15 protein-coding genes are annotated in these 15,667 nt (G+C 41.3%); 2 read left to right on the forward strand and 13 right to left on the reverse strand.

Annotated elements, in window-relative coordinates; all coding sequences use genetic code 11:
- Positions 1-119: 119 nt before the first annotated feature.
- The 5 genes from lepA to rpoE all read right to left on the reverse strand — a co-directional run bounded on the left by lepA (position 120) and on the right by rpoE (position 5,193).
- Positions 120-1,910, reverse strand: a complete 1,791-nt coding sequence (lepA, locus tag AAEY99_RS04470; RefSeq protein WP_101086349.1) for a translation elongation factor 4 — start codon at positions 1,908-1,910, stop codon at positions 120-122.
- A gap of 417 nt (positions 1,911-2,327) precedes the next feature.
- On the reverse strand, positions 2,328-2,798 hold the full coding sequence (locus AAEY99_RS04475) for a SoxR reducing system RseC family protein (protein ID WP_192114455.1): 471 nt from the start codon (positions 2,796-2,798) through the stop codon (positions 2,328-2,330).
- Between the two features lie 199 nt (positions 2,799-2,997).
- Positions 2,998-3,930 (reverse strand): MucB/RseB C-terminal domain-containing protein, encoded by a 933-nt coding sequence (locus tag AAEY99_RS04480; protein ID WP_101086347.1) that lies wholly within the window; start codon positions 3,928-3,930, stop codon positions 2,998-3,000.
- Positions 3,931-3,970: 40 nt separating this feature from the next.
- Entirely contained in the window at positions 3,971-4,588 is a 618-nt protein-coding gene (locus tag AAEY99_RS04485; protein WP_101086346.1) for a sigma-E factor negative regulatory protein, read from the reverse strand.
- A gap of 26 nt (positions 4,589-4,614) precedes the next feature.
- Positions 4,615-5,193 carry an RNA polymerase sigma factor RpoE gene (gene rpoE, locus AAEY99_RS04490; RefSeq protein WP_011638383.1) on the reverse strand — a complete coding sequence of 193 codons (579 nt, stop codon included), beginning with the start codon at positions 5,191-5,193 and terminating at the stop codon, positions 4,615-4,617.
- 234 nt (positions 5,194-5,427) lie between these two features.
- Here rpoE and nadB point away from each other — a divergent pair, with 234 nt between their 5' ends.
- Complete coding sequence (gene nadB, locus AAEY99_RS04495; protein ID WP_101086345.1) at positions 5,428-7,044, forward strand: L-aspartate oxidase; 1,617 nt, start codon at positions 5,428-5,430, stop codon at positions 7,042-7,044.
- A gap of 30 nt (positions 7,045-7,074) precedes the next feature.
- On the opposite strand, the gene AAEY99_RS04500 is transcribed toward nadB, so the two are convergent.
- From AAEY99_RS04500 to nhaA, 5 genes are all read right to left on the reverse strand, one after another.
- A complete protein-coding gene (locus AAEY99_RS04500; RefSeq protein WP_101086344.1) occupies positions 7,075-7,548 on the reverse strand; it encodes a protein YgfX in 474 nt (157 codons plus the stop codon).
- Entirely contained in the window at positions 7,529-7,777 is a 249-nt protein-coding gene (locus tag AAEY99_RS04505) for an FAD assembly factor SdhE (protein ID WP_101086343.1), read from the reverse strand. Before AAEY99_RS04505 ends, AAEY99_RS04500 begins: the two co-directional genes overlap by 20 nt.
- A gap of 29 nt (positions 7,778-7,806) precedes the next feature.
- Positions 7,807-8,730: a transcriptional activator NhaR gene (gene nhaR / locus AAEY99_RS04510; RefSeq protein WP_101087191.1), complete on the reverse strand. Its 924-nt coding sequence runs from the start codon at positions 8,728-8,730 to the stop codon at positions 7,807-7,809.
- Positions 8,731-8,914: 184 nt separating this feature from the next.
- Positions 8,915-9,301, reverse strand: a complete 387-nt coding sequence (locus tag AAEY99_RS04515) for a hypothetical protein (RefSeq protein ID WP_101086342.1) — start codon at positions 9,299-9,301, stop codon at positions 8,915-8,917.
- Positions 9,298-10,473: a Na+/H+ antiporter NhaA gene (gene nhaA / locus AAEY99_RS04520; RefSeq protein ID WP_101086341.1), complete on the reverse strand. Its 1,176-nt coding sequence runs from the start codon at positions 10,471-10,473 to the stop codon at positions 9,298-9,300. The genes AAEY99_RS04515 and nhaA overlap by 4 nt, the downstream gene beginning before the upstream one ends.
- 216 nt (positions 10,474-10,689) lie before the next feature.
- Here nhaA and AAEY99_RS04525 point away from each other — a divergent pair, with 216 nt between their 5' ends.
- Complete coding sequence (locus AAEY99_RS04525) at positions 10,690-11,541, forward strand: thymidylate synthase (RefSeq protein ID WP_101086340.1); 852 nt, start codon at positions 10,690-10,692, stop codon at positions 11,539-11,541.
- Positions 11,542-11,622: 81 nt separating this feature from the next.
- Here the strand turns inward: AAEY99_RS04525 and AAEY99_RS04530 are convergent, their stop codons facing one another.
- From AAEY99_RS04530 to rppH, 3 genes are all read right to left on the reverse strand, one after another.
- The gene (locus AAEY99_RS04530) at positions 11,623-12,423 is read right to left on the reverse strand and encodes a sulfite exporter TauE/SafE family protein (RefSeq protein ID WP_101086339.1); all 801 of its coding nucleotides are present in this window, start codon (positions 12,421-12,423) and stop codon (positions 11,623-11,625) included.
- Between the two features lie 87 nt (positions 12,424-12,510).
- Entirely contained in the window at positions 12,511-14,751 is a 2,241-nt protein-coding gene (gene ptsP / locus AAEY99_RS04535) for a phosphoenolpyruvate--protein phosphotransferase (RefSeq protein ID WP_162023690.1), read from the reverse strand.
- Positions 14,752-14,775: 24 nt separating this feature from the next.
- On the reverse strand, positions 14,776-15,294 hold the full coding sequence (gene rppH, locus AAEY99_RS04540) for an RNA pyrophosphohydrolase (protein WP_011638393.1): 519 nt from the start codon (positions 15,292-15,294) through the stop codon (positions 14,776-14,778).
- Positions 15,295-15,667 lie beyond the last annotated feature (373 nt).

Genomic DNA, 15,667 nt, shown 5'->3' on the forward strand with positions numbered 1-15,667 from the left:
AGTGGTGCTTAGATTACTAGGCAGCAATCCACTCGCCTCGATTAAAACGTTTTTATCTCGAACAAAATTTAACCAGCAAACATCAACAGGCACTAGCACACTAAAACAATTAATTATAATTAATCGTTAAGTTTCAATACCGCTAAGAATGCCTCTTGTGGCACTTCAACGTTACCGACTTGCTTCATGCGTTTTTTACCTTCTTTCTGCTTGTTAAGTAGTTTCTTCTTACGTGAAACGTCACCACCATAACACTTAGCGGTTACATCTTTACGTAATGCTTTAATACTTGAACGAGCAATAATCTGACTACCAACAGCAGCCTGAATAGCAATATCAAACATTTGGCGAGGGATCAGTTCTTTCATCTTTTCAACCAATGCCAAACCACGATGACGAATATTACTGCGATGAATAATCATCGCTAATGCATCAACTCTGTCGCCATTGATTAAAATGTCCAGTCGCACCATATCTGCAGGATCAAAACGAATAAAGTTATACTCTAATGACGCATAACCCCGACTCGTTGACTTAAGACGGTCAAAGAAATCCATGACCACTTCAGCCATCGGCAAATGATAAGTCACGGCCACTTGATTACCGTGATAAACCATATTGGTTTGCGAACCGCGCTTTTCAATACACAAGGTAATCACGTTACCTAAGTATTCTTTTGGCACTAATATATTGGCTTCAACAATCGGTTCACGAATTTCTTCGATATTATTCAGCGCAGGTAGGCCTGAAGGATTATCGACATAAATCGTTTCACCATTGTTCATGATAACTTCGTACACCACTGTGGGTGCCGTCGTGATCAAATCTAGATTATATTCGCGCTCTAAACGCTCCTGGACAATCTCCATGTGCAGAAGGCCGAGAAAACCTATACGGAAACCAAAACCTAACGCTGATGAAGTTTCAGGTTCAAAAAACAGTGATGCATCATTCAAACTTAATTTATTTAACGCATCACGGAAGCTTTCATATTCATCGGTAGAAATTGGGAATACACCGGCATAAACCTGAGGCTTAACACGTTTAAAGCCTGGAAGAGGTTTGTCCGCGCCATTTTTTGCATGGGTCAAGGTATCACCTACTGGCGCACCGTGAATTTCTTTAATACCAGAAATCACATAACCCACTTCACCGGCACGAAGCTCTGTTTTGTCTTTTTCTTTTGGGGTAAAAATGCCTACGCGATCGGCGTTATAGTTTTGTCCAGTGGACATCACTTTAAATTTTTCACCTTTCTTAAGTATGCCATTCTTAATACGTACTAAAGAAACAACACCAAGGTATGCATCAAACCATGAGTCAATAATCAACGCTTGTAAAGGCGCAGACTCATCGCCCACTGGCGGAGGAATTTTTGCGATAATTTCCTCTAGTACTAAATCAACGCCAACACCTGTCTTTGCTGAACAACGCACAGCATCCATGGCATCAATGCCAACGATATCTTCAATCTCTGCTGCTACACGGTCTGGTTCAGCCTGAGGTAAGTCAATTTTATTTAATACAGGAACTACGTCTAAATTCATTTCTAGTGCGGTATAGCAGTTTGCTAATGTCTGAGCTTCTACGCCTTGACCAGCATCAACTACTAATAGTGCACCTTCACATGCAGCCAAAGAACGTGATACTTCATAAGAGAAGTCAACGTGGCCTGGTGTATCAATGAAGTTGAGTAGATAAGTATTACCATCTTTTGCATGGTAATCTAAGGTGACACTTTGGGCTTTGATCGTAATGCCACGCTCACGTTCTAGATCCATTGAATCTAAAACCTGTGCAGCCATTTCACGGTCAGTTAAGCCGCCACATACCTGAATCAGGCGATCGGATAAAGTTGATTTACCATGGTCGATATGGGCAATAATCGAGAAGTTTCTAATGTGTTTCATTATGCTGCAATGACTACTACTAAAATGATGAAAATTAAGGTGGCAAATTGTACCTGATTGGGGGGGTAATACCAATCAGATTAAACAATAGTATCCATTTTGGGGCGATTATTAACCATTACAGGAGGTTTTCGAGGCTCTGTACACACATTTTCAGGTTAAAAGAGATGGTTAAACATGTTACACGGCATCATAGGTCATCAGCATAAATGTGGAAAATATTCACTAACCTGAATTAGGGATAAGAGATGAGAATATGATTATAAAGATCATAAACTTAGAAGTTAACCACTATCAAAATTGTCATTTTTTACTAACAAGGCCAATTGACGCGCGTATATCTGGCCTATTGCAAGTTCATTCAACGCAGTTAGTAAAACAAAGGGCGAGCAGTTTGTTATCCCGAGATCAGGCTAACTAATGACTGGCACTGATAATGCCCACTTCTTGGCCTAAATAGGTAATGATAACGGGTGTGGCGTGAGCCTCTAGTTCAGTGGCGAAGTGCTTACCAATAAACCAGGCAACCAATGCGCCTAATGCACCAAAAGCCATAGCAAAACCATTGGTACTCAATCCTATTCCAGCAGCCAGCATATGCCCTATCATTGCCGATAAAAACAACCCAATTAACGGCAATAAATACACCAATGCAGCCGCTTTAATGATGACGCTTTCAGGTAAACCTATTTTAAGCAAATCACCGCTATGGCAAGGTCTTTCACTCGGTAATGAAAAACGTTGTGTATGAACCGAAAAAGCTTTAGCGATCGTCGATGTGCCACAATTTTCACTGCTGGCACAATGGTTACATGCACTTTTTAATTCAACCTCAACAGTTACCCAGCCTTGTTGATAATCAACCACGCGGGCAATTTCTTCCATCATAGTGGATGTGGATGACTCGGACATGTGGCTATTCATATAATCAGCTCAAACCATAAATAATGATTCAATTTTAGCACAATGCCGCTCATTGGCTAAGCAAGTTTACCGCTAAGCTATATCATTTCTAATTTGCCACTAGAAACACGAAAGCCGTGACACAAAATATTGTTGTCACGGCTTGCTTGTTAACGAGCATTGTTTATTTTAATACTAAACTATTGGCTATCCTGTCTAACGTTTCAGAAGGCACCTTACCGATAGCTACAACCTCAAGCGTACCCACTTTAACAACTACCATAGATAAACCATTACGAATAAGCAGCTCATTGGGCATCGGATTTTCTCCCGCTCGCGCGACATAAACAGAAATATTGGCTAATCCATCCGTTAACGCCACATATTCAACCGGCTCGTGAATACCTATCAAACGATGATGATCGCGAACAACCACATCAAATCCTTCTGGTAACCAAGTAAATTGCCAGTTTTTACCATCCGTGCGTTCCGCTTGGTTCATCACTGCTGGCCACTCTTGCTTTGCGGCTTCAATTAAAATGTTCGCAGGTTCGGTTAATTCAATCAGCTCAATGACCATGGTTTGTTCAAGTAATTGTTTTTCTTTATTGAGAGAGTCAAAACGTAATGGCAAATAAGTGTCCATATCAATCCACACTTGAGCATCATAACGATTGTCATCATTGGCGAGTAAACGGATCATTTGTCCAGGACGTCCAGCAATACGCCCTCGACCACCAATAACAAACTGATAGCCTTTTTCAAGCTGGCTTAAATCTCCCGCTAAAGCTGCTGGCCAAATTCCCTGAATACGAGGCGCTACCACACTGTAAGCCGGTTGGTCATGTTCTATAAACGTAACCGTATTACCCACTCGCACTGCATTTTTCGGCGGACCATTAAGGTATTCAAGTAAAGCGACTTCTTTATTATCGACAATGCCATGAATGTAAACAAGCGGACGGATATGGTCGGCTTGTAGCTGAATAATAGAGGTTTTGTATTGTTTATCGTGCATTGCTTGGCTCATATTCTTAAGCCAAGCTTTAGCAGATAAATCTTCTTCAGCGTGTGTTGGAAAGGTTAACACTAACAGTGCTAGCAGGATAAGGCGCAAGCTAACTCCTAACATGGTAAGACAAGGTTCTGCCGGCGGATTATGGATTTACCGCGGCATCTTGCACGCTATTATCATCAACAGCAACACCTGGATTCAAGCGTTGTTGTAACATGTGATCTTGGATATAAGCATTAATACGGCGACGCTGTTCTATAACTTGCTCATTAGAATAGCTTTGTTGATTTTGTACCGCACCAGTCTGATAGCTTACCGGTGACACACTCCCCACTAAAGGACGAGTCATTAATACCGGTAACGGTGACTCTGCATCACTGGTTTGGTTATAATTTTGCACCCCAACAATGGCCACCATAGCAACTGTTGCTGCAATAGCATATTGGCCAAACTGTTTGAAAAATGGCACCACGTTTGAACCCACTGCAACTTGCTGTGGAGTGCTAATTGGCTCGACTAATTCACTTTGCTTGGCTTGAGGCATAATAATTGTCGGTTCAAGCTCAATTGCTGCAGTGATGCTAGCAAAAAGGTCTAAGTCAATGGCTGTCGGCAACTCGCCGCGCATTGCATCGCCTATCATGTGATAGCGTTGCCATTCATCATGTGAATCAACGTCGGCAGAAAGCTGCGCCAATGTTTTATCATCGGCTTCACCATCAACTGCTGCAGATACCCACTCTTGACTTGATTTAAGCATTATTCACCTATCTAAGGTTAAGGCTGTTACTTTTCCAGCAAAGGCTGGAGCTGTTTGTCGATTGCTTCTCGAGCACGAAAGATACGCGATCTTACCGTACCAACAGGGCAATCCATTATATTAGCAATATCTTCATAACTCATTCCTTCTAGCTCTCTGAGCGATATTGCCATTTTTAACTCTTCAGGCAGAGTGTCGAGCGTATCAAAGATCACTTTACTCATTTGATCTTTCATTAATAATCGCTCTGGTGATGCAAACTCTTTTAACGCATCACTGCCTTCATAATATTCTGCATCTTCTATATCAACATCGTTTGCAGGTGCTCTGCGCCCTTGCGATGTAAGATGGTTTTTTGCGGTGTTTACCGCAATACGATACAACCAAGTATAAAATGCACTTTCACCACGAAAATTTGCTAACGCTCTATACGCTTTAATAAAGGCTTCTTGTGTCACATCCGCTACATCCGCTTGATTGCGTACATACCTAGAAATCAAACTCATCACTTTATTTTGATACTTCAGCACTAACAGGTTAAATGCATTTTTATCGCCTTGCTGTACTCGCTCAACTAATTGTTGATCACTATATTGTCCACTCATCCGAGCCGACTACTCCTAAATCTGTAATACTGATTTCTCAGTCGCTCGAATCCTGTTCATATAAGTAGACCTACTGATATGAAGAAAGTTCGATATTGAATTAAAAAAAATTAATTTATTTTACATATAAACAAAATATCTAAGCAAAATCACAATAAAATACGCTGTAAAAGTACCCTGTCGTAGTAATTTGATTTACTATGATCAAACCACATAGCCACACCATGATACCTGATGAAACAAGCAGTTGAACACCAATCTGACATTTTGGTCATCGGCAGCGGTGCTGCAGGACTAACTTTAGCACTACATCTTGCTGAAAAATCAAAAGTAATTCTTCTTTCTAAAGGCCCATTATCAGAAGGGTCAACATTATACGCTCAAGGTGGAATCGCCTCTGTTTTCGATGAAGGCGACACAATTGAGTCCCACGTCAACGATACCTTAATCGCTGGCGCCGGATTATGCGATAAATCAGTTGTGACCTACACCGCAGAAAATGCCAAAAGTGCAATGCAATGGTTAATTAATTGTGGCGTGGCATTTGATAAAGAAGAAACCTTAGCTGGAGTCGATAATAGTACAGCCCCCTACCACCTAACCCGTGAAGGAGGGCATAGCCATCGTCGTATTCTGCATTCTGCCGATGCTACCGGTAAAGCGGTACAAACTACATTACAAGAACGTGCAATCGCTCACCCAAACATACAAGTGCTTGAACGTTACAATGCGATTGATTTAATCACCACGCGTAAATTGCATCGACCGGGTAACCGTGTGCTTGGTGCTTATGTGTGGAATCGCGATGAGGAACATGTAGAAACCGTCAGAGCCAAATTTGTTGCGTTAGCAACTGGCGGCAGCTCAAAAGTGTACCAATACACCTCGAATCCTGATATTGCCAGTGGCGATGGTATTGCAATGGCATGGCGCGCAGGTTGTCGAATTGCCAATATGGAGTTTAATCAATTCCATCCAACGTGTTTATTTCACCCTAATGCCAGAAACTTCTTATTAACGGAAGCATTACGCGGTGAAGGAGCTTATTTACGTCGTCCTGATGGCAGCCGTTTTATGCCCGATTTCGACGAAAGAGCTGAACTCGCTCCTCGCGATATTGTTGCTCGCGCCATTGATTATGAAATGAAACGTTTAGGTGTTGATTGTGTGTATTTAGATATCAGCCATAAACCTGCTGACTTTATCATTAAACACTTTCCAACCATTTATCAACGTTGTCTTGAATTGGGTATTGATATCACCAAAGACCCAATTCCAGCGGTTCCAGCGGCACACTATACATGTGGTGGTGTGATGACTGACCTTCATGGTCAAACCGATATTAATGGCTTATATGCTATTGGCGAAGTGGCTTACACAGGCTTACATGGCGCTAATAGACTGGCGAGCAATTCACTACTGGAGTGTTTAGTCTTTGCCCGTGCGGCCTCACAAGATATTGAAGGTTTGTTGCATAAAATACCGATGCCTTGCCCAATACCTTTATGGGACGAGAGCAAAGTAACTAACTCTGATGAAGAAGTCGTTATTGCCCATAATTGGCACGAACTGCGCCTATTTATGTGGGATTACGTCGGTATTGTCAGAACAGATAAACGATTAGAACGAGCACTACGAAGATGTTTGATGCTTCAACAAGAGATTGAAGAGTACTATTCAAACTTCCGTGTCAGTAACAATTTATTAGAGCTGCGTAATTTGGTGCAAGTTGCAGAATTAATTATTCGATGTGCAATGGAACGTAAAGAAAGTCGAGGCCTTCATTATAATATTGATTATCCTGAACAAATCGACAATCCTAAACCAACCATTTTACAACCGAGCAGTTAAACGCTGTCAACGTCACTCAACTTCACATCATTAATGGCTTAATAATAGACGACACAGATTACGATATGCTGTGTCGTCTAACATATCACTCCACACCAGCAATACTCTGTTCTCGCCCGTTTGAAGATGTTGTAAATAAATAATGCACATTAATGGACTAATAAACGGTTTTTTAGTGAGTGTTATTTTATTGAGACTTCCATTTTCACCTTGCAATAATGTACCAGCCCCCTTGTCACCTAAAGTAAGCAAACAACGCCAACTAGATACTCTGCGCCAGCTGTAAAAAAAAATGAAGATAATGGTAACGAATAACAACATTTGAATGGCGTGGTATATCAAGGAAGGATAATAAGGCCAAGCTAAAAAGCTCGTTAATACAACAGCAAACGATACCACTAAGGCACCACGCTGCAAAAATGAAGCACTCAATGCAAATTGTTGCATATGAGTGCTAGTACTGACCAATACATCAACAGGCGGGTTAAGGTGCTGCTCTTCCACGGACTTTGACTATCATATTGGCGAACAATGGATCTGAACATTGTTCATGGCCCATAAACCAAGCAAATAACTCCGGATCTTCACACTCCAATAAACGAATAAAAGTGTTTTTATCATCATCGCTCATGGCTTCGTATTGGGCTTCGACAAAGGGTTGAAACAATATATCTAATTCTAACATTCCGCGACGGCATGCCCAGCGTACACGAGCTATATTCATTAATTCCAACACAAATCTCCTGATGTCTATATCACAAGCTAGCTTATACGGTTTTCAAAATCTTGTACTTGTAGATCTCGTCCTGCAAATAAATCACTAAAATCCGTTGCCAGTAATGATTTTACCGCCGGATGTTGGATCATTCGCTCAGCGAACATCACATGGTACTCTTCTTTAATATCGGTGGTTTCACCAAGTAACACCATACCTTGAGAGAGTATATCATGACGATAAATAGACGGTGCGACAAAAATTCCCTGATTAAAATAGCCGAATGCTTTCATCATTTCGGCATCGTCAAATTCACCCAAGATACTAACATTAAGACTTTTTTCAGCAAACCAACCGTGTAACTGTTGTCCTAATGATGTCCGCTTACCCGGTATGAGTAATTTACGCTGCTCAAGACAGGCGGGAAAAGGGACTGGAATCGCTTCAGCCGAGAAGAAACTGACACCACATTCACCAAGCTTTTTCGATAAAATTTCAGGGAATTTTAACGAGCCGCCAGCGCAATCAGATAAAATCATGTCAAGCTTATGCTCACGTAAACGCTCAATAAGGCTATCGTGGGTTGATTCATAACACGCCAAATGAACCGAACCATCATCTGGAATAACAGTTAACAACACTCTACTCACTAAAGCTTTAGATAAAGCATCAGCAATACCTACCTCAAACAGCAGTGAATCATCTTTTTGATAATTAAGTATATCGAGCATTTCATAGCTCAAGCTAAACATTTTATCGGCATAACGAAATACTAATTCGCCCAACTCTGTAGCAACTAAGTTACGACCGACACGCTTAAATAACGTGCCTTTTAATCGCTCTTCTAATGCACGAATTTGCCCCGTTATGGTTTGCGGGGCCAAACACAATGCTTCAGCCGCTTTAGTCACTGAGCCTTTTTTTTGTACCATCCAAAAATAATATAAATGGTTATAATTTAAATGCTGCATATCAATCATTAACCTAACAAAATTTACTCACACTACTATAGCAAATAAACCGCTACTTCTATTGCTCATTAATCTATACCAATCAACGACAATATTAGTTCACCATAGGTAGTTCACCATATTGATTAGCCAAGATTAGTCATAAAAAAACGCAGCCAAATGGCTGCGTTAAGTAAAGACGTAGTTACTGACTCCGTCGGCAATCCATCAAACTAGTGATCACTGACTCAAGCTCATCACTGTTATTGACATTGTTCAACGACACCTGCTCTGTGAGTGCTGATACAATTTCAGATTTCACCGGTATATGACTAGCGCAATAATTCAAATTCGCCGATTGATAACGTTTTCCTGCTCGGTATTTTAGTGCTCTTGACTCGTAATCGTTAGGATCTATTCTTTTCTTTGCCAAATCATCACGATACATTAGTGCACCATCTACCACACCTTCTAGATAACTTTGGCAAGTCGGTGAATCAGATGATTCTAAACAAACATTAAATGATTCAGCCGATACAGGAATAACAAAACTGGTCAGTAGTATTCCAAAGGTTAATTTATTCAATTTCATGATTTTACTCCATTTTCAGGCAGTACCTTGGCCAACCAAAAGTAGCCAATCACAGCCGCAAATAACGATCCTGTTAAAATACCTAGTCTTGCATAATCACCAAATGCAGCGGGTGAGTTCTCAAATGCTAACGAAGCAATAAACACCGACATGGTAAAGCCGATACCACACATAACAGCAACCGGTATGATATGCCTCCAACCAATCCCAGGTGGTAGTTCAGCTAACTTAAGTTTTACTGCTAAATAACTAAATAACAGCACCCCGATCGGCTTACCCAACAACAGACCCATGATGATACCTAGGGTGATAGGTTCAGCAAATGTATCAAATGACATATTAGTTAATGACAGACCAGCGTTGGCAAAAGCAAATACCGGCAGGATCATAAAGGTGCTCCAAGGGTGCAACTTATGCTCTAAATGCTCAGATGGCGAGGAACCATCTTTTGCTCTAAGTGGAATACAAAATGCAATAATCACTCCGGCCAATGTCGCATGTACTCCAGACTTCAATACTGCAACCCAAAGAATAAAACCGAGTAAACCGTAAGGCAGAATTGAACTGACTCCTTTCCTGTTCAGTGCGACCATCAGCACGATCGATACTGCGGCAATAACCAAACTAAGCATTGATAAATCAGTGCTGTAAAACAGAGCAATAATAACAATGACTCCTAGATCGTCAATAATTGCCAGTGCTAACAAAAACACTTTTAACGCCACGGGCACACGACTACCGAGCAGTGCCATAATACCTAGCGCAAAGGCGATATCAGTAGCAGCAGGAATAGCCCATCCGATCTGAGTTTCTGGGTTTGAGTAATTAAATGCTAAGTAAAATAATGCCGGAAACACCATGCCACCAATCGCAGCAAAGCTGGGCAATGATGCCTTAGCTACGCTCGATAGCGCACCTTCAAGTAATTCACGCTTTACTTCTAAACCGATTAATAAAAAGAATAATGCCATCAAGCCATCATTGATCCACAGTAAAAGCGGCTTATCGATATCAAGATCACCTACTCTAAGCTGCACTTCGGTGCCTAAGAAATCTTGATATACACCCGCTAACGGTGAATTGGCTAAAATCATCGCCAATGCGACGGCAACGATTAATAAAATGCCACCCGCAGACTCTTGGCTTAAGAAGTTCTTAATTGCTCGTTCCATATAACACTCCTAAAAAAACAATGGGATCAGTCTATCTGATATGTTCAAACAATAATAATCGATTGTTTCTTGATGTTAACTCGGCTTAACCGAGGTGTCGATCGTAAAGTTAGCTCTAAAAGTAAAAATAATTAATTGAACCTGCATTTCATTTGGCAATGATTTGCCGGCCTTGATTAGGTATAATCGATAAAAGCAAAAAAGGAATTGGGACCAATGAAACAGTATTTAGACCTGTGTAAACGCATTGTCGAAGAAGGCGAATGGGTTAATAATGCACGAACAAACAAAAAGTGCCTAACTGTCATTAATGCCGACTTAGTTTATGATGTTGGTAACAATCAATTCCCTTTGGTGACCACACGTAAAAGCTTCTGGAAGTCTGCCATAGCGGAGATCCTCGGTTATTTACGTGGCTACCAAAATGCGGCCGATTTTAGGGCATTAGGCACTAAAACATGGGACGCTAACGCCAATGAAAACCAAGCATGGCTAGATAACCCAAACCGTAAAGGGCCCGATGATATGGGACTGATATACGGAGCGTTAGGGCGTGCATTTCCAAAGCCTGATGGTGGTCATGTCGATTTACTGCAACAAATCGTCGATGATCTCAGTAACGGTATAGATAATCGTGGTGAAATTTTAACCTTTTTGCACCCTGGCGCATTTGACTTAGGCTGCTTACGACCATGTATGTACGAGCACCATTTTTCATTACTCGGTGATACTTTATACCTTAACAGCACACAACGCAGTTGTGATGTTCCGCTAGGGTTAAACTTTAATATGGTACAAGTATATGTATTGCTTGCGTTAATGGCTCAGATTACTGGCCATAAACCGGGCAAGGCATACCATAAGATAGTCAATGCTCATATTTACGAAGATCAACTCGAACCAATGCGAGATGTTCAGCTCGCGCGTGAACCCTTTGCATCGCCTAAGTTAATCATCAATCCAAAGATTAAAACCCTAAAAGACATCGAAACCTGGGTAACCTTGGATGACTTTAGCGTTGAAGACTATCAACATCACGATGCGATTAAGTATCCTTTCGCTGTGTAATAGCTGTTAGGTTAACTAAAAACGCCTTTGTTCAACTACTTGAACAAAGGCGTTTTTGTAATCATTTAGAACAATTTAGAATTAACTTAATAGTAGTTTTAGCCCTACCACAACAAGCAAACAAGCAAATATTTTTTTCAATACTGGTGTCGGCCAAGAACTCGCCGCTTTTACGCCAATAGGCGCACACAACATGGAACTAATGATAATGCCGATTAATGCCGGCAAATAAATAAACCCAACCGAGCCCTCGGGTAAATTGGGTACATCGAAACCTGCGATAATATAACCAATGGTACCGGATACTGCGATAAGCATCCCGGTTGCCGACGAAAACCCAACAGCTTGACGCATTTGCAAACCGCAATAACTTAAAAATGGCACCAGCAGTACCCCGCCACCAATGCCCATTAAACCAGCAATTAACGCTATCGCTGTCGATATCACCAGTAACACGGCAAAATTTGGCATACTGCCACCCGTTTTGACTTTAAACGGAAATGCCATTTGTACAGCCATTAACACCACAAAAATAGCAAAAGCCTGTTGCAAATCATCTGATGCAATTTGCTCAGACACAAAAGCTGATGCTAACGACCCTATTACAATACCCGGAAATATAGGCTTAAATAGCTCCCAAGGTATATTTCCACGTTTGTGATGCGCGGTGGCTGATGACATAGACGTTAAAATAATCGATGCCAGTGACGTAGCGATAGCGACATGAGTAATTTGGGTTGAACTGATACCTACTGAAGGTAAAATATACAATAGCGCAGGCACAATAATTAACCCACCACCAATACCTAACAGCCCAGCCAAAAATCCCACGACAGAACCTAAAACAAGGCAAATTAAAAATACCTGCAGTAAACTATCCACGATGACATCCTTAAAATGACGCTTGATTATGTTACGAACCACTAGGGAAATCATTTAAGATTTTCCGTAGCAGATTCAATCGTACTGCTAATCGATGTTGATTAAATCTAAAAGGTTATGTTTTCGCAAGAAACTGGCTAACAAGCCGCGAACCTGGTTTCCATTTGACTGTTGTAAAATAGATCCTAATAACTCAGTGAGCTCTTGCTTTGATACACGCCTGAGTAAAAAATTGATTCTGGCTAAGCTGCCTTGGTTCATACTAAGTTTGTTATAGCCCATTGCGACTAAAAGCAGTGCACCATAAGGTTCACCCGCAAGTTCACCACAAACACTCACATCTAAATCATACAATTTACACTCATCGACAGCTCGTTTAAGTGCCCTAAGAATACCTGGATGATAACTATCAAATAACGAACTCACACTCGGATTATTACGATCGACGGCCAGTAAATATTGCGTTAAATCGTTACTGCCCACCGACACAAAGTCGACCCGTTTTGCCACATCTTGCAATTGATACAACAATGCAGGAACTTCAAGCATAACGCCGACCTTCGGCCTCACTAAAATAGTCTTTAGTTCTTGGCTTAGTTCGGTAAACGCTTGCTCTAAATATTTTAATGTTTGATCTATCTCATCCAGATTACTCACCATTGGTAGTAATATTTGCAATTGATTGCCGTTTCCAGCAGCTTGCAGCATCGCGCGCAATTGCACTAAAAACAACTCAGGATGATCAAGCGATAAACGAATGCCACGCCAACCTAAAAACGGATTGTCTTCTTTAATTGGAAAATACGGTAACGGTTTGTCGCCGCCAACATCCAATGTACGCATGACAACAGGTCTATCACCAGCGGCACTCAATACCTGACGATATACATTGATTTGTTCACTCTCGCTCGGAAAGCGTTGATGGAGCATAAAGGGAATTTCAGTTCGATACAGCCCAATACCATCTGCGCATTCAGCAATTTCAGAAGCGATACCACTCAATAAACCTGCATTTAAATACAAATGGATCCGCTGGCCGTCAGTAGTCACTGATGGTAGGTTTAATTCGGCAGAAAATTGCTTTTGCTTTTCCACATCGGCATCAATCAGTAATTGGTACTCTTCAATCACTGCTGGCGATGGCGACACCAATAGCTGGCCACGATTCGCATTGAGGACTAATAGTTTTTGATCGATGTCGATTGATAACACATCATCAACGCCAACAATGGCAGGTACACCCAGGGCTCGCGCTAAAATAGCCGCATGAGCATTAACCCCACCACGCTCAGTGACAATACCAGCGAGCTTTTGCCGTGGAAACTCAGCCAATAAAGTGGCATCCACTTCTTTAGCGACTAAAATAACCGGTTTATCTGGCTCTAACTCTAACCGACCCGGTTCAATAAGCTGTCGAAGTAGTTTTTGCCCAAGCTCACGAATATCACTGGCGCGCTCTTTTAGATATGGATCTTCCATTTCTAAAAACTGTTTGATATAGCGCAATGACACTCGGCTTACCGCAGACTCAGCCTGCCAGCCTAAAGCGACTTCACGGGCATATTCACCACCAAGGCTAGAGTCGTCTAGCAATAATTGAAATGCGGTAAAGATAGAGGCCACATCAGCAGACTTTTCACGCTCAAAACGTTGCGATATAGACGACAACATGTCTTTACAACGCTGCATGGCCAACTTTAAGCGCTGAATTTCAACATCTATATCGAAGCAGCTGACCTCGGGTTGTTCCAGAGAAATAACACCGCCTAATACCAAGCCATGAGCAATCGCAATACCACTTGATGCATTAACACCACTGAAAACCACTTGCTGTTGCACATTAGTAACAGCCGCTTTGTGTTTCAAGCTGCGCACAACCACCGCCAACTGAGCGGCTAAGGTCATTAAAAATGCTTCTTCACTTTCGCTGAACTGACGGGCTTCTGGCTGTTGCACCACAATAACACCCACAACCTGTTTTTGAAAAATAATCGGCACAGCCAAAAATGCACGATATTCTTCTTCTTCAGCTTCGGGAAATAATTTAAAACGAGGATGAATACGGGCATCGGCAAGATTAACGGCTTCTTCACGCTCAGCAACTAAGCCTACTAAACCTTGCGATAATGGCATGCTCACTCGGCCAACGGCAGATTGCTGTAAACCTTCGGTAGCGGATAACACTAGATGTTGTTGTTCAAGGATATAAATAGAACAGCAATGAGTAGCCATCGCTAATCGAGTTTGTGACACTAATATATTTAATGCACTTTCAAGGCTGCTGGCTCTGGCAACAGCTTGAGTGATATCCCTGAGCATATTTAACACTGTTTCAATCCTCTTTGAAATCAGTTAACTCCGTTGTTTGCTTCGTTTTTTACTAAACTCGCGCGTTTGCAGCGCTAATGTCGTCGATGCGAACTCTTTCATTACCTTTCTATATACGTCGCGCTTAAAAGACACAACCTGACGAACAGGATACCAATAACTCACCCAACGCCAATCATCAAACTCAGGATGACCAGAAGAATTCAAGTTAATAGTATTATCGTGACCTTTCAATTGTAGTAAAAACCATTTCTGTTTTTGGCCAATGCAAACAGGTTTGCTTTCTTGGCGTACCAAACGCTTGGGTAACCGATAACGTAACCAAGATCGAGTGGATGTTAAAATTTGAACATGCTCAGGTCTGAGTCCCACTTCTTCGTAAAGTTCGCGATACATGGCTTCTTCTACTGATTCGCCATCATCTAACCCACCTTGTGGAAACTGCCATGAATGTTGACCAAAACGTCTGGCCCACATAACTTGTCCAAATTTATTACAGATAATGATGCCCACATTTGCGCGAAAGCCGTCGCTATCAATCACATGGACTCCAAAAATAACAAATTTTATATCGTCTGATTGTTTCACAAAGCATGCCTATCGGCAAACCTCTATTTACTGTGGATAATTGAATAACAATGTTAATAAATCAAAATTATCAACAATTAAACCAAGCTACCCTGTGGATTATCCACAAAATCTGTGGATATCTCTGTTCGAAACTTTGCTAAAGCTTGATAACAGGCTAAAATTTAGTTGCACCCTTTCTAAGGTAAACTGCTTTTTATTATAATATACTCTAATATAATTAGTAACTTAAAAAAAACTGTAAATTAACATTATAGCAAATCGCCGCTATCGTACAAAAAACAAACAACACCAATTAAGATAGCCAATCACTCATTTAGCAACTTAA

Source organism: Shewanella sp. S1-58-MNA-CIBAN-0166 (assembly GCF_040310085.1).
In the GTDB taxonomy this organism is placed as follows: domain Bacteria; phylum Pseudomonadota; class Gammaproteobacteria; order Enterobacterales; family Shewanellaceae; genus Shewanella.